This is a genomic window from Isoptericola sp. Y541, from assembly GCF_059445465.1.
The window spans coordinates 179,156-201,391 of record NZ_JCAIUJ010000002.1 but is presented as its reverse complement, the minus strand read 5'-3'; the positions used below and the strand labels follow the sequence as shown (position 1 = coordinate 201,391).

Genomic DNA, 22,236 nt, shown 5'->3' with positions numbered 1-22,236 from the left:
CCTGTGCCGCATGCGATCGGCACACAAGCCAGACAGACCACCGTCGAGGGCCAGCCGGCCCTCGTGAGCTCGAGAAGACGACGGAGACGTAGTGCCTACGATCCAGCAGCTCGTCCGCAAGGGCCGGAGCACGAAGGTCACGGCGTCCAAGACGCCGGCCCTCCGCGCATCCCCCCAGCGGCGCGGCGTGTGCACCCGTGTGTACACCACCACCCCCAAGAAGCCGAACTCGGCGCTCCGTAAGGTCGCGCGCGTGAAGCTCTCCTCCGGTACCGAGGTCACGGCGTACATCCCCGGTGTCGGCCACAACCTGCAGGAGCACTCGATCGTGCTCGTGCGCGGCGGCCGTGTGAAGGACCTCCCGGGCGTGCGGTACAAGATCGTGCGCGGCGCGCTCGACACCCAGGGTGTCAAGAACCGCAAGCAGGGTCGCAGCAAGTACGGCGCGAAGAAGGAGAAGGCCTGATGCCTCGCAAGGGTCCGGCCCCCAAGCGGCCGCTCATCGTCGACCCCGTCTACGGGTCGCCCGTCGTGACGCAGCTGATCAACAAGGTCCTGCTCGACGGCAAGAAGTCCACCGCCGAGGCAATCGTCTACGGCGCCCTCGAGGGCGTCCGTGCCAAGACGGATCAGGACCCGGTCGTCGTGCTCAAGCGCGCGCTGGAGAACGTCCGCCCCGCGCTCGAGGTTCGCTCCCGCCGTGTCGGTGGCGCCACCTACCAGGTGCCCGTCGAGGTGCGCCCGGTGCGCTCGACGACGCTCGCGCTGCGCTGGCTCACCGACTTCTCGCGCGCCCGTCGTGAGAAGTCGATGACGGAGCGTCTGATGAACGAGATCCTCGACGCCTCGAACGGCCTCGGTGCCGCGGTCAAGCGCCGCGAGGACATGCACAAGATGGCCGACTCGAACAAGGCCTTCGCGCACTACCGCTGGTGATGCGCACGGACGGCCCCGGGCGACCCCCGGGGCCGTCCGCGGATCCGGAACCGGCCGGCAGCCGGCCCTCCGGCCCGGCTTCCGACCTTCCACCGACAAGGGGTAACGCACCGTGGCACTCGACGTGCTGACCGACCTGAACAAGGTCCGCAACATCGGCATCATGGCCCACATCGATGCCGGCAAGACCACCACCACCGAGCGCATCCTGTTCTACACGGGTGTGAACTACAAGATCGGTGAGACGCACGACGGTGCGTCGACGATGGACTGGATGGAGCAGGAGCAGGAGCGCGGCATCACGATCACGTCCGCCGCGACGACCTGCTACTGGAAGAACAACCAGATCAACATCATCGACACCCCCGGTCACGTGGACTTCACCGTCGAGGTGGAGCGTTCCCTGCGCGTGCTCGACGGCGCGGTCGCGGTGTTCGACGGCAAGGAGGGCGTAGAGCCCCAGTCGGAGACCGTGTGGCGCCAGGCGGACAAGTACGACGTCCCGCGCATCTGCTTCGTCAACAAGATGGACAAGCTCGGCGCCGACTTCTACTTCACGGTCGACACCATCATCAACCGCCTCAAGGCGAAGCCGCTCGTCATCCAGCTGCCGATCGGTGCTGAGAACGACTTCGCGGGCGTCGTGGACCTTCTCGAGATGAAGGCGCTCACGTGGCGCGGCGACACCAAGATGGGCGAGGAGTACGAGGTCGAGGAGATCCCCGCCGACCTCGTCGAGAAGGCCGAGCAGTACCGGGCCGAGCTCGTCGAGGCCGTCGCGGAGGCTGACGACGACCTGCTCGAGAAGTTCCTGAGCGGCGAGGAGCTCACGGTCGCCGAGATCAAGTCCGGTATCCGCAAGCTCGTCATCACCTCGCAGGCCTTCCCGGTGCTGTGCGGTTCGGCGTTCAAGAACAAGGGCGTGCAGCCCATGCTCGACGCCGTCATCGACTACCTGCCGACCCCGCTCGACGTCCCGGCCGTCCAGGGTCACGACGTCAAGGACGCGGAGAAGATCGTCGAGCGTCGTCCTGACGAGGCGGAGCCGTTCTCGGGCCTCGCGTTCAAGGTCGCCACGCACCCGTTCTTCGGCAAGCTCACCTACGTCCGCGTCTACTCGGGCAAGGTGGCGCAGGGCGCGCAGGTCCAGAACTCGACCAAGGGGAAGAAGGAGCGCATCGGGAAGCTCTTCCAGATGCACTCCAACAAGGAGAACCCGGTCGAAGAGGCTCACGCCGGGCACATCTACGCGTTCATCGGGCTCAAGGACGTCACCACCGGTGACACCCTGTGCGACCCGGCGAACCCGGTCATCCTCGAGTCGATGACCTTCCCGGAGCCGGTCATCGACGTGGCCATCGAGCCGAAGACGAAGGCCGACCAGGAGAAGCTCTCGACGGCGATCCAGAAGCTCGCGCAGGAGGACCCCACCTTCCGCGTCAGGCTCGACGAGGAGACCGGTCAGACCGTCATCGGCGGCATGGGCGAGCTCCACCTCGACATCCTCGTCGACCGCATGCGTCGCGAGTTCCGCGTCGAGGCCAACGTCGGCAAGCCGCAGGTGGCGTACCGCGAGACGATCCGCCGCGCCGCGGAGAAGGTCGACTACACGCACAAGAAGCAGACCGGTGGTTCGGGTCAGTTCGCCAAGGTCCAGGTGACCTTCGAGCCGCTCGAGACGACCGAGGGCGAGCTCTACGAGTTCGTCAACGCCGTCACCGGTGGACGCATCCCGCGCGAGTACATCCCGTCCGTCGACGCCGGCATCCAGTCGGCGATGCAGCAGGGCGTGCTGGCAGGGTTCCCCGTGGTCGGGGTGAAGGCCACGCTGCTCGACGGCGCCTACCACGACGTCGACTCCTCGGAGATGGCGTTCAAGATCGCCGGCTCGATGGTCTTCAAGGAGGGCATCAAGCGGGCCGACCCGGTCATCCTCGAGCCCGTCATGGCCGTCGAGGTCCGGACGCCCGAGGAGTACATGGGCGACGTGATCGGCGACATCAACTCGCGTCGTGGGATGATCCAGTCCATGGAGGACGCGACCGGCGTCAAGGTCGTGCGCGCCCAGGTACCGTTGAGCGAGATGTTCGGGTACATCGGTGACCTGCGTTCCAAGACGCAGGGCCGCGCGGTGTACTCGATGCAGTTCGACAGCTACGCCGAGGTTCCTCGGAACGTTGCTGACGAGATCATCAAGAAGACCCGGGGCGAGTGAGTCCCCACAGGTCGACGACCAGCAGAACCATCAACCTGTAGGAAACCCCGTCGCCCCGCGGGATGTAGGCTTCTTGGCCGAGTCTCGCAACGTTCGGGAACATCTACCCAAGTCCCAGGAGGACCCCAGTGGCTAAGGCCAAGTTCGAGCGGACCAAGCCGCACGTCAACATCGGCACGATCGGGCACGTCGACCACGGTAAGACGACGCTGACGGCTGCGATCTCGAAGACGCTTGCGGACACGTACCCCGACCTTCCGGCGAACACGCAGCGCAACTTCGACGAGATCGACGCCGCGCCGGAGGAGAAGCAGCGCGGCATCACGATCAACATCGCGCACATCGAGTACGAGACGCCCAAGCGTCACTACGCGCACGTCGATGCTCCGGGTCACGCCGACTACATCAAGAACATGATCACCGGTGCCGCCCAGATGGACGGCGCGATCCTGGTGGTCGCGGCGACCGACGGTCCGATGGCTCAGACGCGCGAGCACGTGCTCCTGGCCCGTCAGGTGGGCGTGCCCTACCTGCTCGTCGCGCTGAACAAGGCCGACATGGTCGACGACGAGGAGATCCTCGAGCTCGTCGAGATGGAGGTCCGTGAGCTGCTGTCGTCGCAGGAGTTCGACGGCGACAACGCCCCGGTCGTCCGCGTCTCGGGGCTCAAGGCTCTCGAGGGCGACCCGGAGTGGACCAAGAAGGTCCTCGAGCTCATGGAGGCCGTGGACGAGAACGTCCCCGACCCCGTCCGCGAGCTCGACAAGCCGTTCCTCATGCCGATCGAGGACGTCTTCACCATCACCGGCCGCGGCACCGTCGTGACCGGCAAGGTGGAGCGTGGCACGCTCGACGTCAACTCCGAGGTCGAGATCGTCGGTATCCGCCAGCCGCAGAAGACCACGGTCACCGGTATCGAGACGTTCCACAAGCAGATGGACCAGGCCCAGGCCGGCGACAACACCGGTCTGCTCCTGCGCGGCATCAAGCGCGAGGACGTCGAGCGCGGTCAGGTCGTCGTGAAGCCGGGTTCGATCACGCCGCACACCGACTTCGAGGCCCAGGTCTACATCCTGGGCAAGGACGAGGGTGGGCGTCACAACCCGTTCTACTCGAACTACCGTCCGCAGTTCTACTTCCGTACCACGGACGTCACCGGCGTCATCACGCTGCCCGAGGGCACCGAGATGGTCATGCCGGGCGACAACACCGAGATGTCGGTCGAGCTGATCCAGCCGATCGCCATGGAAGAGGGCCTCGGCTTCGCCATCCGTGAGGGTGGCCGCACGGTCGGTTCCGGCCGTGTCACCAAGATCGTCAAGTGATCTGACCGGCTGAGCAGCACCGGAGGCTCGGGCCCCGCACGGGCCCGAGCCTCCGATGCGTCCGGCGTCACACGGATCGGGCAGGCTTCGGCTTGGATTCCCGGGGTTCCGTGTGGCAAGATGTTCAGGTTGCCTGTCAAGGGCGCGTTCTTTCTCGTGTCGAACAGTGTGTAGCACCACGGTGCACGCGTCGGCTCCGAAGTTTCTTCGGAGGCCCGGCCTGTGTCGCCTGGAGCGGTCCCCCTCCGTAGAGAGGGGTTCGCGGGGTTGCCGGCTGTCGACGCGCATGAGCGCCCCGTGAGACACATGTTTCGACAGGCTCGACAAACGTCGTGGTCCGCGCTGCGGACCACATCCAACGGCCCCACGCCGATCAGGTGTGTGCCCGAGTTTGTCGCTGGTTGTGCCAACAACGGCGACACGCCCGAGCGCGGGGGTCGGACAGTAGCGGTTCGAGAGAGAGAGTCAGACGACGCCATGGCGGGACAGAAGATCCGCATCCGGCTCAAGTCCTACGACCACGAGGTCATCGACAGCTCGGCGCGCAAGATCGTCGACACGGTGACGCGCGCTGGTGCGACGGTCGTGGGTCCGGTGCCGCTGCCGACGGAGAAGAACGTCTTCACCGTCATCCGGTCGCCTCACAAGTACAAGGACAGCCGCGAGCACTTCGAGATGCGTACGCACAAGCGGCTCATCGACATCATCGACCCCACGCCGAAGGCCGTCGACTCGCTCATGCGTATCGACCTGCCGGCGGACGTGAACATCGAGATCAAGCTCTGAGGCTGGGGGAGATCATGACCAACCAGCAGAAGAACGTGACCGCGGTGCTCGGCACCAAGCTCGGCATGACCCAGCTGTGGGACGACGCCGGTCGTCTGGTCCCCGTCACGGTCGTGGCTGTGCCCACGAACGTCGTGACGCAGGTCCGCGCCGCGGACGCCGACGGCTATGCCGCCGTGCAGCTCGCCGCCGGGCAGATCGACCCGCGCAAGGTCACCAAGCCGCTCAAGGGCCACTTCGAGAAGGCCGGCGTGACCCCGCGCCGGCACCTCGCCGAGGTGCGCACCGAGGACGCCGCCGAGTTCACGCTCGGCCAGGAGATCACCGCCGCCGCCTTCGAGGCCGGCACCGTGGTCGACGTCGTCGGCACCACCAAGGGCAAGGGCACCGCCGGTGTGATGAAGCGTCACGGCTTCTCCGGCGTCGGTGCCTCGCACGGTGCCCACCGCAACCACCGCAAGCCCGGCTCGATCGGCGGCGCCTCGACGCCGTCGCGCGTCTTCAAGGGCATGCGTATGGCCGGTCGCATGGGCCACGAGCGCCAAACCGTCCAGAACCTGACCGTGCACGCGGTCGACGCCGAGAAGGGTCTGCTGCTCGTCAAGGGCGCGGTCCCCGGGCCCAAGGGTGGCGTCGTCGTCGTGCGTACCGCCGCGAAGGGAGCGTGAACACGATGGCCGCTCTGACCGTCGATGTCCTGGATGCCCAGGGCAAGAAGACCGGCACCGCCGAGCTCCCCGCCGAGGTGTTCGACGTCGCCACGAACGTCCCGCTGATCCACCAGGTGGTCGTCGCCCAGCGCGCCGCCGCCCGGCAGGGCACGGCGTCCACCAAGACCCGCGGCGAGGTCCGCGGCGGTGGCCGCAAGCCGTACAAGCAGAAGGGCACCGGCCGCGCCCGCCAGGGTTCGACGCGCGCCCCGCAGTTCGCCGGTGGTGGCGTCGTCCACGGCCCGCAGCCGCGCTCGTACGACCAGCGCACGCCGAAGAAGATGAAGGCCGCCGCCCTGCGCGGTGCCCTCTCCGACCGCGCCCGCGCCGGTCGCGTGCACGTCGTGGCGGGCTTCGGCCTGGCCGGCGCGCCGTCGACCCGGACCGCGGTGAAGACGCTCGAGTCGCTCACCGAGCGCACGCACGTCCTCGTGGTCACCGAGCGTTCGGACGAGCTGACGCTCATGTCGCTCCGCAACGTGGAGCGGGTCCACATGATCACCGCGGACCAGCTCAACACCTACGACGTGCTCGTCTCTGACGACGTCGTCTTCACCGAGGCCGCACTCGCTGCGTTCCTCGCCGGCCCGCCCACGGGCAAGTCGGTGAAGGCTGTCGCCACCGAGTCGGAGGCGGCCGAGGCCGAGACCACCGAGGAGGCCACGAAGTGACCGCCGTGACGAAGGACCCGCGCGACATCCTGATCGCGCCGGTCGTCTCCGAGAAGTCCTACAACCTCCTCGACGAGGGTAAGTACACCTTCGTCGTGGACCCGCGGGCCAACAAGACCGAGATCAAGATCGCGGTCGAGCAGGTCTTCGGCGTCAAGGTCGACTCGGTGAACACGATCAACCGGAAGGGCAAGGCGCGTCGCACGCGCTTCGGCCTGGGCAAGCGCAAGGACACGAAGCGTGCGATCGTCACCCTCCGCGAGGGCACGATCGACATCTTCGGTGGTCCGGTCGGCTGAGCCGGACGAGAGCAGATCGAGGACATCTTCCATGGGAATCCGTAAGTACAAGCCGACAACGCCCGGACGCCGTGGCGCCAGCGTCGCCGACTTCGTCGAGATCACGCGCTCGCAGCCGGAGAAGTCTCTGGTCCGGCCGCTGTCCAAGACGGGTGGGCGCAACAACTCGGGTCGAATCACTACCCGTCACAAGGGCGGCGGGCACAAGCGTGCCTACCGTGTGATCGACTTCCGTCGACACGACAAGGACGGCGTGCCCGCCAAGGTCGCGCACATCGAGTACGACCCGAACCGCACGGCTCGGATCGCGCTGCTGCACTACGCGGACGGCGCGAAGCGCTACATCCTCGCGCCGAACAAGCTGTCGCAGGGTGACGTCGTCGAGGCCGGTGCCGGTGCCGACATCAAGCCCGGCAACAACCTGCCGATGCGCAACATCCCGACCGGTACGGTCATCCACGCTGTCGAGCTCCGGCCCGGCGGCGGTGCGAAGATCGCGCGTTCGGCGGGTGCGTCGGTGCAGCTCGTCGCGAAGGACGGGCCGTACGCGCAGCTGCGCATGCCGTCCGGCGAGATCCGCAACGTCGACCTGCGCTGCCGCGCGACGGTCGGCGAGGTGGGTAACGCCGAGCAGTCCAACATCAACTGGGGCAAGGCCGGCCGTAAGCGGTGGCTGGGCGTTCGCCCGACCGTCCGTGGCGTGGTCATGAACCCGGTCGACCACCCGCACGGTGGTGGCGAGGGCAAGACGTCCGGTGGTCGTCACCCGGTCAGCCCGTGGGGCCAGCCCGAGGGCCGGACCCGCCGCCCGAACAAGCCGAGCGACAAGCTGATCGTCCGCCGTCGCCGTACCGGCAAGAAGCGCTGATAGGAGCCTGACAGATGCCTCGTAGCCTGAAGAAGGGCCCCTTCGTCGACGACCACCTGCAGAAAAAGGTGGACGCTCAGAACGAGAAGGGGACCAAGAACGTCATCAAGACCTGGTCCCGTCGGTCGGTCATCACGCCCGATTTCCTCGGTCACACCCTCGCCGTGCACGACGGCCGGAAGCACACCCCGGTCTTCGTCACCGAGTCGATGGTCGGCCACAAGCTCGGCGAGTTCGCTCCCACGCGAACCTTCCGCGGCCACGTGAAGGATGACAAGAAGGGTCGCCGCCGCTGACCTCGGTCAGCCAGGTGGAGACCCCGACGGTCTGAGAAAAGGAAGCAGGACAGCAATGGAAGCCAAGGCGCAGGCGCGGTTCGTCCGTGTCACGCCCCAGAAGGCCCGGCGCGTCGTGGATCTCATCCGTGGCAAGCAGGCCGCTGAGGCCGTCGCGGTGCTGAAGTTTGCGCCGCAGGCGGCGAGCGAGCCCATCCGCAAGGTTGTGGAGAGCGCCGTCGCCAACGCCCGGGTGAAGGCAGACCGCGCCAGCGAGCGCTTCGACGAGACGGAGCTTTTCGTCTCGGCGGCGTTCGTGGACGAGGGTCCGACCCTCAAGCGGTTCCGCCCGCGGGCTCAGGGGCGTGCGAGCCAAGTTCTCAAGCGCACCAGCCACATCACCGTGGTCGTCGCACCGCGTGATCAGAAGGAAGGGGCCCGATAGTGGGGCAGAAGGTTCACCCGCACGGGTACCGCCTCGGCATCACCACCGACCACCGGTCGCGTTGGTTCGCCGACAGCACCAAGCCCGGTCAGCGGTACCGCGACTACGTCCGCGAGGACGTGGCGATCCGCAAGCTCATGAGCACCGGTCTCGAGCGGGCCGGCATCTCCAAGGTCGAGGTCGAGCGCACTCGCGACCGCGTCCGCGTGGACATCCACACGGCGCGTCCGGGCATCGTCATCGGTCGCCGGGGAGCCGAGGCCGACCGCATCCGCGGCGAGCTCGAGAAGCTCACGGGCAAGCAGGTCCAGCTCAACATCCTCGAGGTCAAGAACGCGGAGATCGACTCGCAGCTCGTCGCGCAGGGTATCGCCGAGCAGCTCGCGAGCCGCGTCTCGTTCCGCCGTGCCATGCGCAAGGGCATTCAGTCCGCGCAGCGTGCCGGCGCGAAGGGGATCCGCGTGCAGGTCTCCGGCCGCCTCGGCGGCGCGGAGATGAGCCGTTCGGAGTTCTACCGCGAGGGTCGTGTGCCGCTGCACACGCTGCGCGCGTACATCGACTACGGCTTCTATGAGGCCCGCACCACCTTCGGCCGCATCGGCGTGAAGGTGTGGATCTACAAGGGCGACATGTCCGAGAAGGAGTTCGCCGCGCAGCAGGCCACTGCCGGGCCCCGTCAGGGTCGCGGTCGTGGAGGCGAGCGTGGCGGCGAGCGTGGTGGGGACCGCCGTGGTGGCGGTCGTCGCCCCGAGCGTCCGGCGCAGCCGGCCGGTGAGAGCGCCCCCGCGCCCGACGCGGCTCCGGCGCCGGCCGAGCAGGCTGCGGCCCCCGAGTCCGGAACGGAGGCCTGAGTCATGCTGATCCCCCGCAGGCTCAAGCACCGCAAGCAGCACCACCCGTCGCGCTCCGGCGCGGCGAAGGGTGGCACCACGATCGCGTTCGGCGACTACGGCATCCAGGCTCTCGAGCCCGCCTACGTCACCAACCGTCAGATCGAGGCTGCTCGTATCGCGTTGACCCGCCACATCAAGCGTGGCGGCAAGGTCTGGATCAACATCTACCCGGACCGTCCCCTGACCAAGAAGCCCGCCGAGACCCGCATGGGTTCCGGTAAGGGCTCACCCGAGTGGTGGGTCGCCAACGTCAAGCCCGGTCGGATCATCTTCGAGCTGGCCGGTGTCGAGGAGGAGCTGGCTCGCGAGGCCATGCGCCGTGCGATCCACAAGCTCCCGATGAAGTGCCGTTTCGTGGCGCGCGAGGGTGGTGCGAACTGATGGCAGTCGGAACCAAGGGCATGTCCCCCGCTGACCTGGACGGCTTCGACGACGAGAAGCTCGTCGCCGAGGCGAAGAAGGCCAAGGCGGAGCTCTTCAACCTCCGCTTCCAGTCGGCCACCGGCCAGCTGGAGTCCCACGGTCGGATCAAGGCCGTCAAGCGCGACATCGCGCGGATCTACACGGTCCTGCACGAGCGTGAGCTCGGTATCCGCACGGCCCCGAGCGTGAGTGAGTGAGGCATCGATGAGCGAGAACACCAACGCGGTGACCGCCGAGGAGACCGCGCGCGCCACGCGCAAGGTCCGCCGCGGCTACGTCGTCAGCGACAAGATGGATAAGACCATCGTCGTCGAGGTCGAGGACCGCAAGAAGCACCCCCTGTACGGGAAGGTCCTGCGCACCACCACCAAGGCGAAGGCGCACGACGAGCAGAACTCCGCCGGTATCGGCGACCTGGTCGAAATCATGGAGACCCGCCCGCTGTCCGCGTCCAAGCGGTGGCGACTGGTGGAGATCCTCGATAAGGCCAAGTGATCCAGAAGGTCGTCTGACCTTCGGCCGGGGCGGGCCGTGACACACGTATGCGGCCCTCCCTGGCCACCTCAGCAACTATCCGTTCGGCAAGGCTCGCCCGGGACATCCCGGGACGAGAACCAGCTCGACGACAGGAGATCAATCGATGATCCAGCAGGAGTCGCGACTGCGGGTCGCCGACAACACGGGTGCCAAGGAGATTCTCTGCATCCGTGTTCTCGGTGGATCCGGCCGTCGCTACGCCGGTATCGGCGACACGATCGTCGCCACCGTCAAGGACGCGATCCCCGGCGGCAACGTGAAGAAGGGCGACGTGGTCAAGGCCGTCATCGTCCGGACCGCCAAGGAGCGCCGTCGTCCCGACGGTTCCTACATCAAGTTCGACGAGAACGCCGCCGTGATCCTCAAGAGCGACGGCGAGCCCCGTGGCACCCGCATCTTCGGCCCGGTGGGCCGCGAGCTGCGTGACAAGCGGTTCATGAAGATCGTCTCGCTCGCGCCGGAGGTGCTCTGACCATGGCGAAGATCAAGAAGGGCGACCAGGTGATCGTGGTCGCCGGTCGTGACAAGGGCAAGACCGGTCGCGTGCTCGAGGTGCTGACCGAGACCGACCGCCTCGTGGTCGAGGGCGTGCAGCGCGTCACCAAGCACGTCAAGGCCGGCCAGACGGCGCGTGGCACCCGTACGGGTGGCATCGAGACGGTCGAGGCGTCCATCCACGTCTCGAACGTGATGCTCGTCGACCCGGAGACCAAGAAGGGCACGCGCGTCGGGTTCCGCACCGAGCAGGTCGAGCGCGACGGCCGTACCCGCACCGTTCGCGTGCGCGTCGCCAAGCGTTCCGGGAAGGACATCTGATGACCGAGACCACTCTCGAGGCCCCGGCCCTGCCGCGCCTCAAGCAGAAGTACCGCGAGGAGATCATCGCGGCCCTGCTCGAGGAGTTCGGCCACCAGAACACCCAGCAGGTTGCCGGTCTGACCAAGATCGTCGTGAACATGGGTGTCGGTGACGCTGCCAAGGACTCCAAGCTCATCGAGGGCGCGATCCGCGACCTCACCGCGATCACCGGGCAGAAGCCCCAGGTGAACCGGGCCAAGAAGTCCATCGCGCAGTTCAAGCTGCGCGAGGGCATGCCGATCGGCGCGCACGTCACACTGCGCGGCGACCGCATGTGGGAGTTCCTGGACCGCCTGCTCGCGACCGCGCTGCCGCGCATCCGCGACTTCCGCGGCCTGAGCCCGAAGCAGTTCGACGGGCACGGCAACTACACCTTCGGCCTCACGGAGCAGTCGATGTTCCACGAGATCGACCAGGACAAGATCGACCGCGTCCGCGGTATGGACATCACGGTCGTGACCACGGCGACGACCGATGACGAGGGCCGCTCTCTGCTGCGCCGTCTCGGCTTCCCCTTCAAGGAGAACTGACATGGCGAAGAAGGCCCTGATCAACAAGGCGAACGCCAAGCCGAAGTTCGCCGTCCGCGCCTACACCCGGTGCCAGCGCTGCGGCCGTCCGCACTCGGTCTATCGCAAGTTCGGCCTGTGCCGGATCTGCGTGCGGGAGATGGCCCACCGGGGCGAGCTTCCCGGTGTCACCAAGAGCAGCTGGTAAAACCACTACGTCGTAGGTCCGCGAGGCACGCACGTGCCGCCTGGATACCTCGGCGAGGAAGGGCTGGAGCCCAATGACCATGACAGACCCGATCGCAGACATGCTGACGCGTCTGCGGAACGCGAACTCGGCACACCACGAGACGGTGACCATGCCGCACTCGAAGCTGAAGTCGCACATCGCGGAGATCCTGCAGGCGCAGGGTTACATCACCGGCTGGAACGTCGAGGACGCGACGGTGGGCAAGTCCCTCACGCTGTCCCTCAAGTACGGCCCGACCCGTGAGCGCGCCCTGACCGGCGTGCGGCGCGTCTCGAAGCCCGGCCTCCGCGTCTACGCGAAGTCCACCAATCTGCCTCAGGTCCTCGGCGGCCTGGGCGTGGCGATCCTGTCCACGTCCTCCGGCCTGCTGACCGACCGTCAGGCCCAGGCCAAGGGTGTCGGCGGGGAAGTCCTCGCCTTCGTCTGGTAATCCGGAAAGGAGAATCGCCATGTCTCGAATCGGCAAGCTCCCCGTTCCGGTCCCGGCCGGCGTGGACGTCACCATCAGTGGTGCGCTCGTGACCGTCAAGGGCCCGAAGGGGACCCTGGAGCACACGGTGCCCGCACCCATCACCGTCGCCCAGAACGACGGCACCCTCGTGGTGTCGCGCCCGGACGACGAGCGTGAGTCCCGTGCGCTGCACGGCCTCACCCGCACCCTCCTGGCCAACATCGTCACCGGTGTGACCCAGGGCTACGAGAAGAAGCTCGAGATCGTCGGCACGGGTTACCGCGTCGCTGCCAAGGGTCAGATCCTGGAGTTCGCCCTCGGCTTCTCGCACCCGGTCGTCGTCTCGGCGCCGGAGGGCATCGCCTTCGCGGTGGAGAGCCCCACCAAGTTCTCGGTTGCCGGCATCGACAAGCAGCAGGTCGGTGAGGTCGCCGCGAACATCCGCAAGATCCGTAAGCCCGAGCCCTACAAGGGCAAGGGCGTGCGTTACGCCGGCGAGGTCGTCCGCCGCAAGGTCGGAAAGGCTGGTAAGTGATGGCTCTCAAGATTCTGGGCAAGGGCAAGGCCGTTGCTCGCCAGCGCCGTCACCTGCGCCTGCGCAAGAAGATCCGGGGCACCGCGGTGCGCCCGCGCCTCGTCGTGACCCGCTCCTCGCGCCACATGGTGGCGCAGGTCGTGGACGACACGGTCGGCAAGACCGTCGCCTCCGCCTCGACCCTCGAGGCGGACCTGCGTGCTCTCGACGCCGACAAGACGGCGAAGGCGCACAAGATCGGCGAGCTCGTCGCCGCGCGTGCCAAGGCCGCCGGCATCGAGTCCGTGGTCTTCGACCGCGGTGGCAACAAGTACCACGGTCGCGTGGCTGCGGTCGCCGACGGCGCACGGGAAGCAGGGCTGGAGCTGTGATGGCCGACGTCCGCGAGTTCGCACGGAAGATGAGGATCCTCTGATGGCTGCAGGGCAGCGCACCGGCGCCCCCCAGGGCGCCAACGAGTCCAACAAGACTGACGGGCGCCGCGGTGGCAGCGGCGGCGGTCGTCGCGACGACCGCCGCGGCGGTGGCCGTGACCAGGCCGACAAGAACGCCTTCGTCGAGCGCGTGGTGACGATCAACCGCGTCTCGAAGGTCGTCAAGGGTGGCCGCCGCTTCAGCTTCACCGCGCTGGTCGTGGTGGGCGACGGCGACGGCACGGTCGGGGTCGGCTACGGCAAGGCCAAGGAGGTGCCCGCGGCGATCGCCAAGGGTGTCGAGGAGGCGAAGAAGAACTTCTTCCGCGTCCCGCGCATCCAGGGCACCATCCCGCACCCGATCACGGGTGAGGAGGCCGCCGGCGTCGTGTTCCTGCGCCCGGCCTCGCCGGGTACCGGTGTGATCGCTGGTGGTCCGGTCCGCGCCGTGCTGGAGTGCGCAGGCATCCACGACGTGCTGAGCAAGTCGCTCGGCTCGTCGAACTCGATCAACATCGTGCACGCCACCGTCGCGGCCCTCAAGGGCCTCGAGGAGCCGGCCGCCGTGGCCGCCCGCCGTGGTCTGCCGCTGGAGGACGTGGCCCCGGCCGCGCTCCTGCGTGCGCAGGCCGCCGGGCGCGCCGACAAGGCGGAGAAGTCCGGCGCGAAGGTGGGTGCGTGATGCCTCGACTGAAGGTCACACAGGTCAAGTCCGCCATCGGCGGCAAGCAGAACCAGCGTGACACGCTGCGGACCCTCGGCCTCAAGCGGATCGGCGACACCGCCGTGAAGGAGGACCGCCCGGAGATCCGTGGCATGGTCACCACGGTGGCGCACCTCGTCACCGTCGAGGAGGTCGAGTGAACATGGCCGACAAGGCTGAGAAGGCGGCCCAGCCGCTGAAGGTCCACCACCTGCGTCCGGCCCCCGGCGCCAAGACCGCCAAGACCCGCGTGGGTCGTGGCGAGGCGTCGAAGGGCAAGACGGCGGGTCGCGGCACCAAGGGCTCGAAGGCTCGCTACCAGGTGCCCGCCGGCTTCGAGGGTGGGCAGATGCCTCTGCACATGCGCCTCCCGAAGCTGCGCGGGTTCACGAACCCGTTCCGCGTCGAGTACCAGGTCGTCAACCTGGACAAGCTCGCCGCGCTGTACCCCGAGGGTGGCTCCGTCACCGTCGAGGGTCTCGTCGCCAACGGCGCGGTCCGCAAGGGCCAGCCGGTGAAGGTGCTCGGGACGGGCGAGATCACCGTCAAGCTGGACGTCACGGTCGACCGCGTCTCCGGCTCCGCCAAGGACAAGATCCTGGCGGCCGGCGGCACGGTCTCCGAGGACTGACATCCGCATCAGGGCCGGCGGCGCACCATGCGCTGCCGGCCCTGTGTGCTCCCGGCGTGCCTCGGGCGACGACCGCCCCGGCGGCGTGTGGTCTGGATCACGCGTCGCAGGCACGTAGAATCCGTCACGGTCCGCGCCGCGCACCCGATCCGGGTGAGCGGCGAGCCCGGGGCAACCGGCCGGACCGACGACCCAGTCGGCGCGACGGCGACGGGGCCCACGGGCCGCGGCTCCGGGAGCTCGCGCCACACCTCGCCGGCCCCGGCGACACGACAACCCGCCGCGGCGGGTCAGGAGGATAGGTGCTCAGCGCATTCGGCCGGGCTTTCCGGACACCGGACCTGCGGCGCAAGCTGCTGTTCACGATCGCGATCATGGCCCTCTTCCGGGTGGGGTCGCTCGTGCCAACACCCGGCGTCGACTACGGCAACGTGCAGCAGTGCGTGGCGGCCCTCGAGGGCAGCACCTCGTTGCTCGGGCTCGTCAACGTGTTCAGCGGTGGCGCGCTCCTGCAGCTGTCGATCTTCGCGCTCGGCATCATGCCGTACATCACCGCGAGCATCATCGTGCAGCTGCTGCGTGTGGTCATCCCTCGCTTCGAGGCCCTCCACAAGGAGGGGCAGTCGGGGCAGACCAAGCTCACGCAGTACACGCGCTACCTGACGATCGCCCTGGCGATCCTGCAGTCGACGACGATCATCACGACGGCACGCACCGGGATGCTGTTCCCGGGCTGCGGCGTCGACGTCATCGCCGACGACAGCTTCGCGACGGCGGCCCTGATGGTCATCACGATGACCGCGGGCACCGGCCTGGTCATGTGGCTCGGCGAGATGATCACCGAGCGCGGTGTCGGCAACGGCATGTCGCTGCTCATCTTCACGTCGATCGCGGCCAGCTTCCCGTCCGCACTGTGGTCGATCGCCGGCGGCGCCAACGGTCCGCTCAACTTCATCGTGATGATCGCGGTCATCGTGCTCGTCGTCGGGCTGGTCGTCTTCGTCGAGCAGTCGCAACGGCGCATCCCCGTGCAGTACGCGAAGCGGATGGTGGGCCGCCGCATGTACGGCGGCACCAGCACCTACATCCCGATCAAGATCAACATGGCCGGCGTCATCCCGGTCATCTTCGCGGCGTCGATCCTGGCGATCCCCGGCCTGCTCGCCCAGTTCGGCGACCAGTCCGCGGACTGGGTGGTCTGGATCTCCCAGAACCTCGTCCAGCAGTCCGACCCGCTGTACATCGTGCTGTACGTGCTGATGGTCATCTTCTTCGCGTTCTTCTACACCTCGATCACGTTCAACCCGGACGAGGTCGCGGACAACATGAAGAAGTACGGCGGCTTCGTGCCGGGTATCCGTGCCGGGCGGCCCACCGCCGAGTATCTGGACTACGTGATCACGCGGATCACAGCCGCGGGCTCGGTGTACCTGGCGGTCGTCGCGCTCATCCCGACGATCGTGCTCGTCGTGCTGGACGTCTCCACGAACATCCCGTTCGGCGGCACGTCGATCCTCATCATCGTCGGAGTCGGTCTCGAGACCGTGAAGCAGATCGACTCCCAGCTCCAGCAGCGTCATTACGAAGGGTTCCTCCGTTGACCGAGACGAACGGCGGCAGCGCCGCCCCGACCACCCGTCGCGAGCTCCACGGCACGCGCAGCGCGGAGGCGCGAGTCACGCGCCTGGTGATCATGGGTCCGCAGGGCGCGGGCAAGGGCACGCAGGCCGCCCGGCTCGCCGAGCTGTTCGACATCCCCGCGATCTCGACGGGCGACATCTTCCGCGCCAACATCAAGGGCGGTACGGAGCTGGGCAGGCTCGCGCAGGAGTACAGCGCCAAGGGCGAGCTCGTGCCCGACGAGGTCACGGACCAGATGGTGCGCGCGCGCCTCGGCGAGGACGACGTGAAGACCGGCTTCCTGCTCGACGGCTACCCGCGCAACGCGCACCAGGTCGAGGCGCTGGACGACATCCTGGGCGACCTCGGCTGGGAGCTGGACGGCGTCATCGAGCTGACCGCCGCGCGCGACGAGCTGCTGGCCCGGATCGCCAAGCGGGCAGAGACCGAGGGCCGCGAGGACGACACCCCCGACGCGATCGCCCGTCGCCTCGACATCTACGACGAGCAGACGGCCCCCCTGACCGAGGCGTACGCCGAACGCGGCCTGCTGGCCAAGGTCGACGGCATCGGTCAGGTCGACGAGGTCACGGAGCGCATCGTGCAGGCGCTGGCCGCCGAGCTGGGCTGAGGGCTCGGCCGACATGATCTTCGGAACGCGTGAGCGCGTCGAGCTCAAGACTGTCGAGCAGGTGCGCGTCATGCGCCGTGCCGGCCTCGTCGTCGCGTCCGCGCTGGACGCCGTGCGCGCGGCCGCGGCGCCGGGCATGACGACGTCCGACCTCGACGAGGTCGCCGCACGGACGATCGCCGACGCGGGCGCCACGCCCTCGTTCCTGGGCTACCTGGGGTACCCGGCGACGGTGTGCGTGTCCGTGGGTGACGAGGTGATCCACGGGATCCCGGGTGGCCGCGTCCTCGAGGTCGGGGACGTCGTCTCGATCGACTGCGGCGCGATCGTCGACGGCTGGCACGGCGACTCGGCGACGAGCCTCGTGCTCGGCCCGGGGGGCGCCCTGGACGTCGACGTGCCGGGCGCGGAACCCGCGGTGGACCCCGCCGACCTCGCGCTAGTGCGCGCGACGCGGACGGCGATGTGGGCGGGGATCGCGGCGCTGGCCGGCGGCCGGCGCCTGAACGACGTCGGCGCTGCCGTCGAGGCCGCCGTGGAGCTGGCGGGCGGGGCGACAGGGGTCGAGTACGGCATCGTCGAGGACTACGTCGGGCACGGCATCGGCACCGCGATGCACCAGCCGCCCGACGTCGTGAACTTCCGTACCTCCGATCGCGGACCGCGGCTGCGGCCGGGCATGTGCCTGGCCGTCGAGCCGATGGTCACGCGGGGGAGCGGCGCCACCCGCGTGCTCGACGACGACTGGACGGTCGTGACGGAGGACGGGTCACGGGCGGCACACTGGGAGCACACGGTGGCCGTCCTGGAGGACGGCATCAGCGTGCTCACCGCGGTCGACGGCGGGCGGGCCGGCCTCGCTCCGTTCGAGATCGAGCCGGTGATGATCACCACCTGAGCACCCGTTCGCAGCTGATGGTGCGAAGGGGTACGATGTTCTGTCGGGTGTAGTCCGTTCGGCAGTTCCTCGATGCAGTCGCGAGATGGTGGCGCTGCAGACCAGCACGACCTGGCTCGATCGCGGGTCGGCCGGGCCGAGGGTGAGCAGGCGGCACGCACGACATTCGGGCATTCGTCAGTTGCTGACGGGCGCCCGGGGCCAGACGACAGTTAGCGGAGGACATGGCAAAGAAGGACGGCGTCATCGAGATCGAGGGCAGCGTGATCGAGGCCCTGCCGAACGCGATGTTCCGTGTGGAGCTCGCGAACGGCCACAGGGTCCTCGCGCACATCTCGGGCAAGATGCGTCAGCACTACATCCGGATCCTCCCGGAGGACCGTGTCGTGGTCGAGCTCAGCCCGTACGACCTGTCCCGCGGTCGGATCGTCTACCGCTACAAGTAACCACCACCCCATCGAGCGCCGTCGGGGCGCCGGCACCTGCCGGCGTGCGTACGGCGGCGGAGGAACACTGATGAAGGTCAAGCCGAGCGTCAAGAAGATCTGCGACAAGTGCAAGGTGATCCGCCGGCACGGTCGCGTCATGGTGATCTGCGAGAACCTGCGCCACAAGCAGCGCCAGGGCTGATCGCAGCCACCTGCTGACGGCGAGTTCGCCGTCACGCACAAGCGCACCACCACGAACCCGACGTCCCGCGAGGGGCGGCGGGGGAACCCTCGGCCCAGGGGCCGGGGCCCGCGGTCTTCGCGGGAGGGCGGTGCGGCAGACCTCTGGAAGAAGTACAGGAGCCGGACGACACATGGCACGTCTTGTCGGCGTCGACCTCCCCCGCGACAAGCGGCTCGAGGTTGCGCTCACCTACATCTACGGCGTCGGCCGTACCCGCGCCCAGCAGACGCTGGCCGCCACCGGGATCAGCCCGGACCTGCGCGTCAAGGACCTCGGCGACGCCGAGCTCGTCGCGCTCCGTGACCACCTCGAGGGCACCTACCAGCTCGAGGGCGACCTGCGTCGCGAGGTCGCTGCCGATATCCGCCGCAAGGTCGAGATCGGCACCTACCAGGGCCTGCGTCACCGCCGGGGCCTGCCGGTGCGCGGTCAGCGCACCAAGACCAACGCGCGCACCCGCAAGGGCCCGAAGCGCACCGTGGCGGGCAAGAAGAAGACCCGCTGACGCCAGCAGTCCGGCATGCGGGCGCACATCGCTGACGCCCGCACCGGTCCGACGACCTCAGACCAGGAGAGAACGAGCACACATGCCTCCCAAGACTCGCGCCACCGCCGCTGGGCGGAAGCCGCGCCGCAAGGACAAGAAGAACGTCCCGCTCGGCCAGGCGCACATCAAGAGCACCTTCAACAACACGATCGTCTCGATCACCGACCCCTCGGGCGCCGTGATCTCGTGGGCGTCCGCCGGCCACGTCGGCTTCAAGGGCTCCCGCAAGTCCACGCCGTACGCCGCGCAGCTCGCTGCCGAGTCGGCGGCGCGCCGCGCCCAGGAGCACGGTGTCAAGAAGGTCGACGTCTTCGTCAAGGGCCCGGGTTCCGGTCGTGAGACCGCGATCCGCTCCCTCCAGGCGACCGGCCTCGAGGTCGGCTCGATCCAGGACGTGACGCCCCAGGCGCACAACGGCTGCCGCCCCCCGAAGCGTCGCCGCGTCTGACCCTCCCGACGTCGTCGGGCCCGGGTGCCGAGGGATCGGCACCCAGCCCGGTACGACGCCGCAGCCTGCCCGGGCGGGTGGACAGAGTCCCGCCCAGGACCGCGAGAGTTCGCGGATCCGTGATGCGTCATATGGCGGACGCACACTGAAAGGACCAGATCGTGCTGATCGCACAGCGCCCCTCCCTGACCGAAGAGGTCATCTCGGAGTACCGTTCGCGCTTCTCCATCGAGCCGCTCGAGCCTGGCTTCGGCTACACGCTCGGCAACTCGCTGCGCCGGACCCTGCTGTCGTCCATCCCGGGCGCAGCCGTCACCTCCATCCGTATCGACGGTGTGCTCCATGAGTTCTCCACCGTGCCGGGTGTCAAGGAAGACGTCACCGAGATCATCCTCAACATCAAGAACCTCGTCGTCTCCTCGGAGAACGACGAGCCGGTCGTGATGTACCTGCGCAAGACCGGCGCAGGCGTGGTCACCGCCGCGGACATCGTGCCGCCGGCGGGTGTCGAGGTGCACAACCCCGACCTGCACGTCGCCACGCTCAACGACAAGGGCAAGCTCGAGATCGAGCTGACCGTCGAGCGTGGTCGTGGCTACGTGTCGGCCGCGCAGAACAAGTCCGACGAGGCCGAGATCGGCCGTATCCCCATCGACTCGATCTACTCGCCGGTCCTCAAGGTCACCTACAATGTCGAGGCCACCCGAGTCGAGCAGCGTACGGACTTCGACAAGCTGATCGTCGACGTCGAGTCGAAGTCGGCCATGGCGCCGCGCGACGCGCTCGCTTCGGCCGGCAAGACGCTCGTCGAGCTGTTCGGCCTCGCCCGCGAGCTGAACGTCGAGGCCGAGGGCATCGAGATCGGCCCGTCGCCGACGGACTCCGCGCTGGCTGCGGACCTGGCGCTGCCGATCGAGGAGCTCAACCTCACGATCCGGTCGTACAACTGCCTCAAGCGCGAGGGCATCCACCAGGTGGGTGAGCTGGTCGCGCGCAGCGAGGCCGACCTGCTCGACATCCGCAACTTCGGTGCGAAGTCGATCAACGAGGTCAAGGAGAAGCTCGCCGAGCTGGGCCTGTCCCTCAAGGACTCGCCGCTCGACTTCGACCCGTCCAGTGCCGCGTACTTCAGCGGTGGGGACGACGAGGCCACGTACACCGACGAGCAGTCGTACTGACGTCTCCGCGCCCGCAGCGGCCCGCTCGACCTGACCGGGCCGCGCGGCGTGGAACCACCCTCAAGGAGAACCAGAAATGCCTACCCCCACCAAGGGTCCGCGGCTCGGAGGCGGCCCGGCTCACGAGCGCCTGATCCTCGCGAACCTGTCGACGGCGCTCTTCGAGCACGGCCGCATCACCACCACCGAGACCAAGGCGAAGCGACTGCGCCCCCTGGCGGAGCGCCTCATCACCTTCGCCAAGCGTGGTGACCTGCACGCCCGTCGTCGCGTCCTGACCGTCGTGCGCGACACGTCCGTGGTGCACACGCTGTTCACCGAGATCGCCCCGGCCATGGCCGAGCGCAACGGTGGCTACACGCGTATCACCAAGGTCGGCAACCGCAAGGGCGACAACGCGCCGATGGCGGTCATCGAGCTCGTCACCGAGCCGGTGAGCCCCAAGCAGGCCGTCGTCAAGGAGGCCACGAAGGCCGCCGAGAAGGCTGCCAAGCCGGCCGACGAGAAGCCCGTCAAGGACGAGGCTCCGGAGACCACCGAGGCGCCCGAGGCTCCGGCCGAGGCCGCCGAGGAGAAGGCCACCGCCACCGAGGAGACCAAGGAGGCCTGACCTCCCGCAGCTCCGGCTCACGACGCAGCCCCGTGCCACCCGAGGTGGTGCGGGGCTGTGTCGTCCCCGCGGTGGGCACGTGGCACGGCGGGGGGCATGGTGGGAGCATGGTCGCTCGCACCGTACCGCCCGCCGTATCTGACGCGCCTGACGCGCCTGGCGTGCCTATCGCGCCTGTCGCGCCCGTCGTGCTCGTCCACGGGTCGAGGACGTCGGCCACGATGTGGCGCCGTCAGCTGGCGGCACTGGGCGCCGCGGGGGTCCGGGTGGTCGCCGTGGACCTGCCGGGCCACGGCGGGCGCACCGCCGAGCCGTTCACCCTGGACGGGGCGGTCGCGACGATCCGGGAGGGCGTCGACGAGGTCGGCGGCCGGGGGCTCGTGGCAGGGCTCTCCCTGGGCGGGTACCTCGCCATCGAGCACCGTGCGCGGCACCCCGAGCAGAGCCTGGGTCTCGTCGCGGCCTCGTGCAGCACGCCCACGTCGTCCGGGTTGCGCCCCGCCTGGTTGCGGATCGCCCGCTGGATCGAGGGCTGGCCGGACCAGGGCGCGCGGCTGAACGGTGCCTTCGTCCGGGCGGTGCTCGACGCCGAGAGCGCCCGCGACCTGGGTGCCGGCGGCTTCGCGCTCCGGGTGATGAGCCAGATGCTGCGCGAGCTGGAGCCCACCGACACCCTCGGGGCGTTGGCCGCGGGGCGCAGCCTGGTGTGGGTCGTCAACGGGCGGTACGACCATTTCCGCGCCCAGGAGCGCGCGCTCGTCGCGGCGGCCCGGTCGGGCGGGGCGCCCGCGCGGCTCGTCGTGGTGCCGCACGCCCGGCACCTCGTCAGCCTGGACGCGCCCGTCGCGTTCACGCGGGTGCTGCTGGAGGCCTCGGCCGAGCTGGGGCCGGCCGCGCCG

The 22,236-nt window shown here is 68.5% G+C and carries 34 protein-coding genes and 1 pseudogene; all 35 read left to right on the top strand.

Annotated features, from left to right (window positions below; all coding sequences use genetic code 11):
- Nucleotides 1-91: 91 nt before the first annotated feature.
- The gene (gene rpsL / locus AC1C2V_RS05760) at nucleotides 92-466 is read left to right on the top strand and encodes a 30S ribosomal protein S12 (protein ID WP_495388628.1); all 375 of its coding nucleotides are present in this window, start codon (nucleotides 92-94) and stop codon (nucleotides 464-466) included.
- Complete coding sequence (gene rpsG, locus AC1C2V_RS05755; protein ID WP_495388627.1) at nucleotides 466-936, top strand: 30S ribosomal protein S7; 471 nt, start codon at nucleotides 466-468, stop codon at nucleotides 934-936. The genes rpsL and rpsG overlap by 1 nt, the downstream gene beginning before the upstream one ends.
- Nucleotides 937-1,048: 112 nt before the next feature.
- Entirely contained in the window at nucleotides 1,049-3,151 is a 2,103-nt protein-coding gene (gene fusA / locus AC1C2V_RS05750) for an elongation factor G (protein WP_495388626.1), read from the top strand.
- 128 nt (nucleotides 3,152-3,279) lie between these two features.
- Nucleotides 3,280-4,476, top strand: a complete 1,197-nt coding sequence (tuf, locus tag AC1C2V_RS05745) for an elongation factor Tu (protein ID WP_495388625.1) — start codon at nucleotides 3,280-3,282, stop codon at nucleotides 4,474-4,476.
- Nucleotides 4,477-4,953: 477 nt separating this feature from the next.
- Complete coding sequence (rpsJ, locus tag AC1C2V_RS05740; RefSeq protein ID WP_013837837.1) at nucleotides 4,954-5,262, top strand: 30S ribosomal protein S10; 309 nt, start codon at nucleotides 4,954-4,956, stop codon at nucleotides 5,260-5,262.
- A 14-nt stretch (nucleotides 5,263-5,276) separates the two neighbouring features.
- The gene (gene rplC / locus AC1C2V_RS05735) at nucleotides 5,277-5,930 is read left to right on the top strand and encodes a 50S ribosomal protein L3 (protein WP_495388624.1); all 654 of its coding nucleotides are present in this window, start codon (nucleotides 5,277-5,279) and stop codon (nucleotides 5,928-5,930) included.
- 5 nt (nucleotides 5,931-5,935) lie between these two features.
- Nucleotides 5,936-6,643, top strand: a complete 708-nt coding sequence (rplD, locus tag AC1C2V_RS05730) for a 50S ribosomal protein L4 (RefSeq protein ID WP_495388623.1) — start codon at nucleotides 5,936-5,938, stop codon at nucleotides 6,641-6,643.
- Nucleotides 6,640-6,942 carry a 50S ribosomal protein L23 gene (gene rplW, locus AC1C2V_RS05725; RefSeq protein WP_495388622.1) on the top strand — a complete coding sequence of 101 codons (303 nt, stop codon included), beginning with the start codon at nucleotides 6,640-6,642 and terminating at the stop codon, nucleotides 6,940-6,942. The genes rplD and rplW overlap by 4 nt, the downstream gene beginning before the upstream one ends.
- A 31-nt stretch (nucleotides 6,943-6,973) precedes the next feature.
- Nucleotides 6,974-7,810, top strand: coding sequence for a 50S ribosomal protein L2 (gene rplB / locus AC1C2V_RS05720; RefSeq protein ID WP_495388621.1), 837 nt, complete (start codon nucleotides 6,974-6,976; stop codon nucleotides 7,808-7,810).
- A 14-nt stretch (nucleotides 7,811-7,824) separates the two neighbouring features.
- Nucleotides 7,825-8,106 carry a 30S ribosomal protein S19 gene (rpsS, locus tag AC1C2V_RS05715; protein WP_495388620.1) on the top strand — a complete coding sequence of 94 codons (282 nt, stop codon included), beginning with the start codon at nucleotides 7,825-7,827 and terminating at the stop codon, nucleotides 8,104-8,106.
- Nucleotides 8,107-8,161: 55 nt separating this feature from the next.
- Nucleotides 8,162-8,530, top strand: a complete 369-nt coding sequence (gene rplV / locus AC1C2V_RS05710; RefSeq protein ID WP_495388619.1) for a 50S ribosomal protein L22 — start codon at nucleotides 8,162-8,164, stop codon at nucleotides 8,528-8,530.
- Entirely contained in the window at nucleotides 8,530-9,381 is an 852-nt protein-coding gene (rpsC, locus tag AC1C2V_RS05705) for a 30S ribosomal protein S3 (RefSeq protein WP_495388618.1), read from the top strand. Before rplV ends, rpsC begins: the two co-directional genes overlap by 1 nt.
- 3 nt (nucleotides 9,382-9,384) lie before the next feature.
- Entirely contained in the window at nucleotides 9,385-9,804 is a 420-nt protein-coding gene (gene rplP / locus AC1C2V_RS05700; protein ID WP_495388617.1) for a 50S ribosomal protein L16, read from the top strand.
- Nucleotides 9,804-10,043 carry a 50S ribosomal protein L29 gene (rpmC, locus tag AC1C2V_RS05695; RefSeq protein ID WP_495388616.1) on the top strand — a complete coding sequence of 80 codons (240 nt, stop codon included), beginning with the start codon at nucleotides 9,804-9,806 and terminating at the stop codon, nucleotides 10,041-10,043. The genes rplP and rpmC overlap by 1 nt, the downstream gene beginning before the upstream one ends.
- Nucleotides 10,044-10,050: 7 nt before the next feature.
- Nucleotides 10,051-10,341 (top strand): 30S ribosomal protein S17, encoded by a 291-nt coding sequence (rpsQ, locus tag AC1C2V_RS05690; RefSeq protein ID WP_495388615.1) that lies wholly within the window; start codon nucleotides 10,051-10,053, stop codon nucleotides 10,339-10,341.
- Nucleotides 10,342-10,486: 145 nt separating this feature from the next.
- A complete protein-coding gene (gene rplN, locus AC1C2V_RS05685; RefSeq protein WP_495388614.1) occupies nucleotides 10,487-10,855 on the top strand; it encodes a 50S ribosomal protein L14 in 369 nt (122 codons plus the stop codon).
- A gap of 2 nt (nucleotides 10,856-10,857) precedes the next feature.
- A complete protein-coding gene (gene rplX / locus AC1C2V_RS05680; protein WP_495388613.1) occupies nucleotides 10,858-11,199 on the top strand; it encodes a 50S ribosomal protein L24 in 342 nt (113 codons plus the stop codon).
- Nucleotides 11,199-11,771 carry a 50S ribosomal protein L5 gene (gene rplE, locus AC1C2V_RS05675; RefSeq protein WP_495388612.1) on the top strand — a complete coding sequence of 191 codons (573 nt, stop codon included), beginning with the start codon at nucleotides 11,199-11,201 and terminating at the stop codon, nucleotides 11,769-11,771. Before rplX ends, rplE begins: the two co-directional genes overlap by 1 nt.
- 1 nt (nucleotide 11,772) lies before the next feature.
- Nucleotides 11,773-11,958: a type Z 30S ribosomal protein S14 gene (locus AC1C2V_RS05670; protein ID WP_079572442.1), complete on the top strand. Its 186-nt coding sequence runs from the start codon at nucleotides 11,773-11,775 to the stop codon at nucleotides 11,956-11,958.
- 73 nt (nucleotides 11,959-12,031) lie between these two features.
- Nucleotides 12,032-12,430 carry a 30S ribosomal protein S8 gene (gene rpsH / locus AC1C2V_RS05665; RefSeq protein WP_495388611.1) on the top strand — a complete coding sequence of 133 codons (399 nt, stop codon included), beginning with the start codon at nucleotides 12,032-12,034 and terminating at the stop codon, nucleotides 12,428-12,430.
- 19 nt (nucleotides 12,431-12,449) lie between these two features.
- Nucleotides 12,450-12,986, top strand: a complete 537-nt coding sequence (rplF, locus tag AC1C2V_RS05660) for a 50S ribosomal protein L6 (protein ID WP_495388610.1) — start codon at nucleotides 12,450-12,452, stop codon at nucleotides 12,984-12,986.
- Nucleotides 12,986-13,357 (top strand): 50S ribosomal protein L18, encoded by a 372-nt coding sequence (rplR, locus tag AC1C2V_RS05655; RefSeq protein WP_495388609.1) that lies wholly within the window; start codon nucleotides 12,986-12,988, stop codon nucleotides 13,355-13,357. Before rplF ends, rplR begins: the two co-directional genes overlap by 1 nt.
- 43 nt (nucleotides 13,358-13,400) lie before the next feature.
- Complete coding sequence (gene rpsE / locus AC1C2V_RS05650) at nucleotides 13,401-14,081, top strand: 30S ribosomal protein S5 (protein WP_495388608.1); 681 nt, start codon at nucleotides 13,401-13,403, stop codon at nucleotides 14,079-14,081.
- Nucleotides 14,081-14,263 carry a 50S ribosomal protein L30 gene (gene rpmD, locus AC1C2V_RS05645; protein WP_079573239.1) on the top strand — a complete coding sequence of 61 codons (183 nt, stop codon included), beginning with the start codon at nucleotides 14,081-14,083 and terminating at the stop codon, nucleotides 14,261-14,263. The genes rpsE and rpmD overlap by 1 nt, the downstream gene beginning before the upstream one ends.
- Nucleotides 14,264-14,265: 2 nt before the next feature.
- The gene (gene rplO, locus AC1C2V_RS05640; protein ID WP_495388607.1) at nucleotides 14,266-14,733 is read left to right on the top strand and encodes a 50S ribosomal protein L15; all 468 of its coding nucleotides are present in this window, start codon (nucleotides 14,266-14,268) and stop codon (nucleotides 14,731-14,733) included.
- A 302-nt stretch (nucleotides 14,734-15,035) separates the two neighbouring features.
- Nucleotides 15,036-16,334, top strand: coding sequence for a preprotein translocase subunit SecY (secY, locus tag AC1C2V_RS05635; RefSeq protein WP_495388606.1), 1,299 nt, complete (start codon nucleotides 15,036-15,038; stop codon nucleotides 16,332-16,334).
- Between the two features lie 92 nt (nucleotides 16,335-16,426).
- Nucleotides 16,427-16,984, top strand: coding sequence for an adenylate kinase (locus tag AC1C2V_RS05630; RefSeq protein WP_495389125.1), 558 nt, complete (start codon nucleotides 16,427-16,429; stop codon nucleotides 16,982-16,984).
- A 13-nt stretch (nucleotides 16,985-16,997) separates the two neighbouring features.
- Nucleotides 16,998-17,882 (top strand): type I methionyl aminopeptidase, encoded by an 885-nt coding sequence (gene map, locus AC1C2V_RS05625; protein ID WP_495388605.1) that lies wholly within the window; start codon nucleotides 16,998-17,000, stop codon nucleotides 17,880-17,882.
- A 224-nt stretch (nucleotides 17,883-18,106) separates the two neighbouring features.
- Nucleotides 18,107-18,328 carry a translation initiation factor IF-1 gene (gene infA / locus AC1C2V_RS05620; protein ID WP_135973020.1) on the top strand — a complete coding sequence of 74 codons (222 nt, stop codon included), beginning with the start codon at nucleotides 18,107-18,109 and terminating at the stop codon, nucleotides 18,326-18,328.
- A 70-nt stretch (nucleotides 18,329-18,398) separates the two neighbouring features.
- Complete coding sequence (rpmJ, locus tag AC1C2V_RS05615; protein ID WP_009740505.1) at nucleotides 18,399-18,512, top strand: 50S ribosomal protein L36; 114 nt, start codon at nucleotides 18,399-18,401, stop codon at nucleotides 18,510-18,512.
- 172 nt (nucleotides 18,513-18,684) lie between these two features.
- Nucleotides 18,685-19,059, top strand: coding sequence for a 30S ribosomal protein S13 (gene rpsM, locus AC1C2V_RS05610; protein WP_495388604.1), 375 nt, complete (start codon nucleotides 18,685-18,687; stop codon nucleotides 19,057-19,059).
- A gap of 82 nt (nucleotides 19,060-19,141) precedes the next feature.
- Nucleotides 19,142-19,549, top strand: a complete 408-nt coding sequence (rpsK, locus tag AC1C2V_RS05605; protein WP_495388603.1) for a 30S ribosomal protein S11 — start codon at nucleotides 19,142-19,144, stop codon at nucleotides 19,547-19,549.
- Nucleotides 19,550-19,710: 161 nt separating this feature from the next.
- Nucleotides 19,711-20,727 (top strand): DNA-directed RNA polymerase subunit alpha, encoded by a 1,017-nt coding sequence (locus AC1C2V_RS05600; protein ID WP_495388602.1) that lies wholly within the window; start codon nucleotides 19,711-19,713, stop codon nucleotides 20,725-20,727.
- 76 nt (nucleotides 20,728-20,803) lie between these two features.
- Nucleotides 20,804-21,337: a 50S ribosomal protein L17 gene (gene rplQ / locus AC1C2V_RS05595; protein WP_495388601.1), complete on the top strand. Its 534-nt coding sequence runs from the start codon at nucleotides 20,804-20,806 to the stop codon at nucleotides 21,335-21,337.
- 107 nt (nucleotides 21,338-21,444) lie between these two features.
- A pseudogene (locus tag AC1C2V_RS05590) lies at nucleotides 21,445-22,128 on the top strand (alpha/beta fold hydrolase); the annotation flags it as partial.
- Between the last annotated feature and the right edge of the window lie 108 nt (nucleotides 22,129-22,236).

Excerpts from the sequence above, each read along its gene's own strand:
- rpmJ (WP_009740505.1), top strand. The coding sequence starts at position 18,399 with ATGAAGGTCAAGCCGAGCGTCAAGAAGATCTGCGACAAGTGCAAGGTG.
- map (WP_495388605.1), top strand. The coding sequence starts at position 16,998 with ATGATCTTCGGAACGCGTGAGCGCGTCGAGCTCAAGACTGTCGAGCAG.
- rplX (WP_495388613.1), top strand. The coding sequence starts at position 10,858 with ATGGCGAAGATCAAGAAGGGCGACCAGGTGATCGTGGTCGCCGGTCGT.
- rpmC (WP_495388616.1), top strand. The coding sequence starts at position 9,804 with ATGGCAGTCGGAACCAAGGGCATGTCCCCCGCTGACCTGGACGGCTTC.
- rpsE (WP_495388608.1), top strand. The coding sequence starts at position 13,401 with ATGGCTGCAGGGCAGCGCACCGGCGCCCCCCAGGGCGCCAACGAGTCC.
- rplB (WP_495388621.1), top strand. The coding sequence starts at position 6,974 with ATGGGAATCCGTAAGTACAAGCCGACAACGCCCGGACGCCGTGGCGCC.
- rplC (WP_495388624.1), top strand. The coding sequence starts at position 5,277 with ATGACCAACCAGCAGAAGAACGTGACCGCGGTGCTCGGCACCAAGCTC.
- rpsS (WP_495388620.1), top strand. The coding sequence starts at position 7,825 with ATGCCTCGTAGCCTGAAGAAGGGCCCCTTCGTCGACGACCACCTGCAG.
- infA (WP_135973020.1), top strand. The coding sequence starts at position 18,107 with ATGGCAAAGAAGGACGGCGTCATCGAGATCGAGGGCAGCGTGATCGAG.
- rplF (WP_495388610.1), top strand. The coding sequence starts at position 12,450 with ATGTCTCGAATCGGCAAGCTCCCCGTTCCGGTCCCGGCCGGCGTGGAC.
- rpsH (WP_495388611.1), top strand. The coding sequence starts at position 12,032 with ATGACCATGACAGACCCGATCGCAGACATGCTGACGCGTCTGCGGAAC.
- rpsQ (WP_495388615.1), top strand. The coding sequence starts at position 10,051 with ATGAGCGAGAACACCAACGCGGTGACCGCCGAGGAGACCGCGCGCGCC.
- rplR (WP_495388609.1), top strand. The coding sequence starts at position 12,986 with ATGGCTCTCAAGATTCTGGGCAAGGGCAAGGCCGTTGCTCGCCAGCGC.
- rplP (WP_495388617.1), top strand. The coding sequence starts at position 9,385 with ATGCTGATCCCCCGCAGGCTCAAGCACCGCAAGCAGCACCACCCGTCG.
- rplQ (WP_495388601.1), top strand. The coding sequence starts at position 20,804 with ATGCCTACCCCCACCAAGGGTCCGCGGCTCGGAGGCGGCCCGGCTCAC.
- rplE (WP_495388612.1), top strand. The coding sequence starts at position 11,199 with ATGACCGAGACCACTCTCGAGGCCCCGGCCCTGCCGCGCCTCAAGCAG.
- rpmD (WP_079573239.1), top strand. The coding sequence starts at position 14,081 with ATGCCTCGACTGAAGGTCACACAGGTCAAGTCCGCCATCGGCGGCAAG.
- rpsJ (WP_013837837.1), top strand. The coding sequence starts at position 4,954 with ATGGCGGGACAGAAGATCCGCATCCGGCTCAAGTCCTACGACCACGAG.
- rpsG (WP_495388627.1), top strand. The coding sequence starts at position 466 with ATGCCTCGCAAGGGTCCGGCCCCCAAGCGGCCGCTCATCGTCGACCCC.
- AC1C2V_RS05670 (WP_079572442.1), top strand. The coding sequence starts at position 11,773 with ATGGCGAAGAAGGCCCTGATCAACAAGGCGAACGCCAAGCCGAAGTTC.
- rplN (WP_495388614.1), top strand. The coding sequence starts at position 10,487 with ATGATCCAGCAGGAGTCGCGACTGCGGGTCGCCGACAACACGGGTGCC.
- rplV (WP_495388619.1), top strand. The coding sequence starts at position 8,162 with ATGGAAGCCAAGGCGCAGGCGCGGTTCGTCCGTGTCACGCCCCAGAAG.
- rplD (WP_495388623.1), top strand. The coding sequence starts at position 5,936 with ATGGCCGCTCTGACCGTCGATGTCCTGGATGCCCAGGGCAAGAAGACC.
- AC1C2V_RS05630 (WP_495389125.1), top strand. The coding sequence starts at position 16,427 with ATGGGTCCGCAGGGCGCGGGCAAGGGCACGCAGGCCGCCCGGCTCGCC.
- rplO (WP_495388607.1), top strand. The coding sequence starts at position 14,266 with ATGGCCGACAAGGCTGAGAAGGCGGCCCAGCCGCTGAAGGTCCACCAC.
- rpsM (WP_495388604.1), top strand. The coding sequence starts at position 18,685 with ATGGCACGTCTTGTCGGCGTCGACCTCCCCCGCGACAAGCGGCTCGAG.
- rpsK (WP_495388603.1), top strand. The coding sequence starts at position 19,142 with ATGCCTCCCAAGACTCGCGCCACCGCCGCTGGGCGGAAGCCGCGCCGC.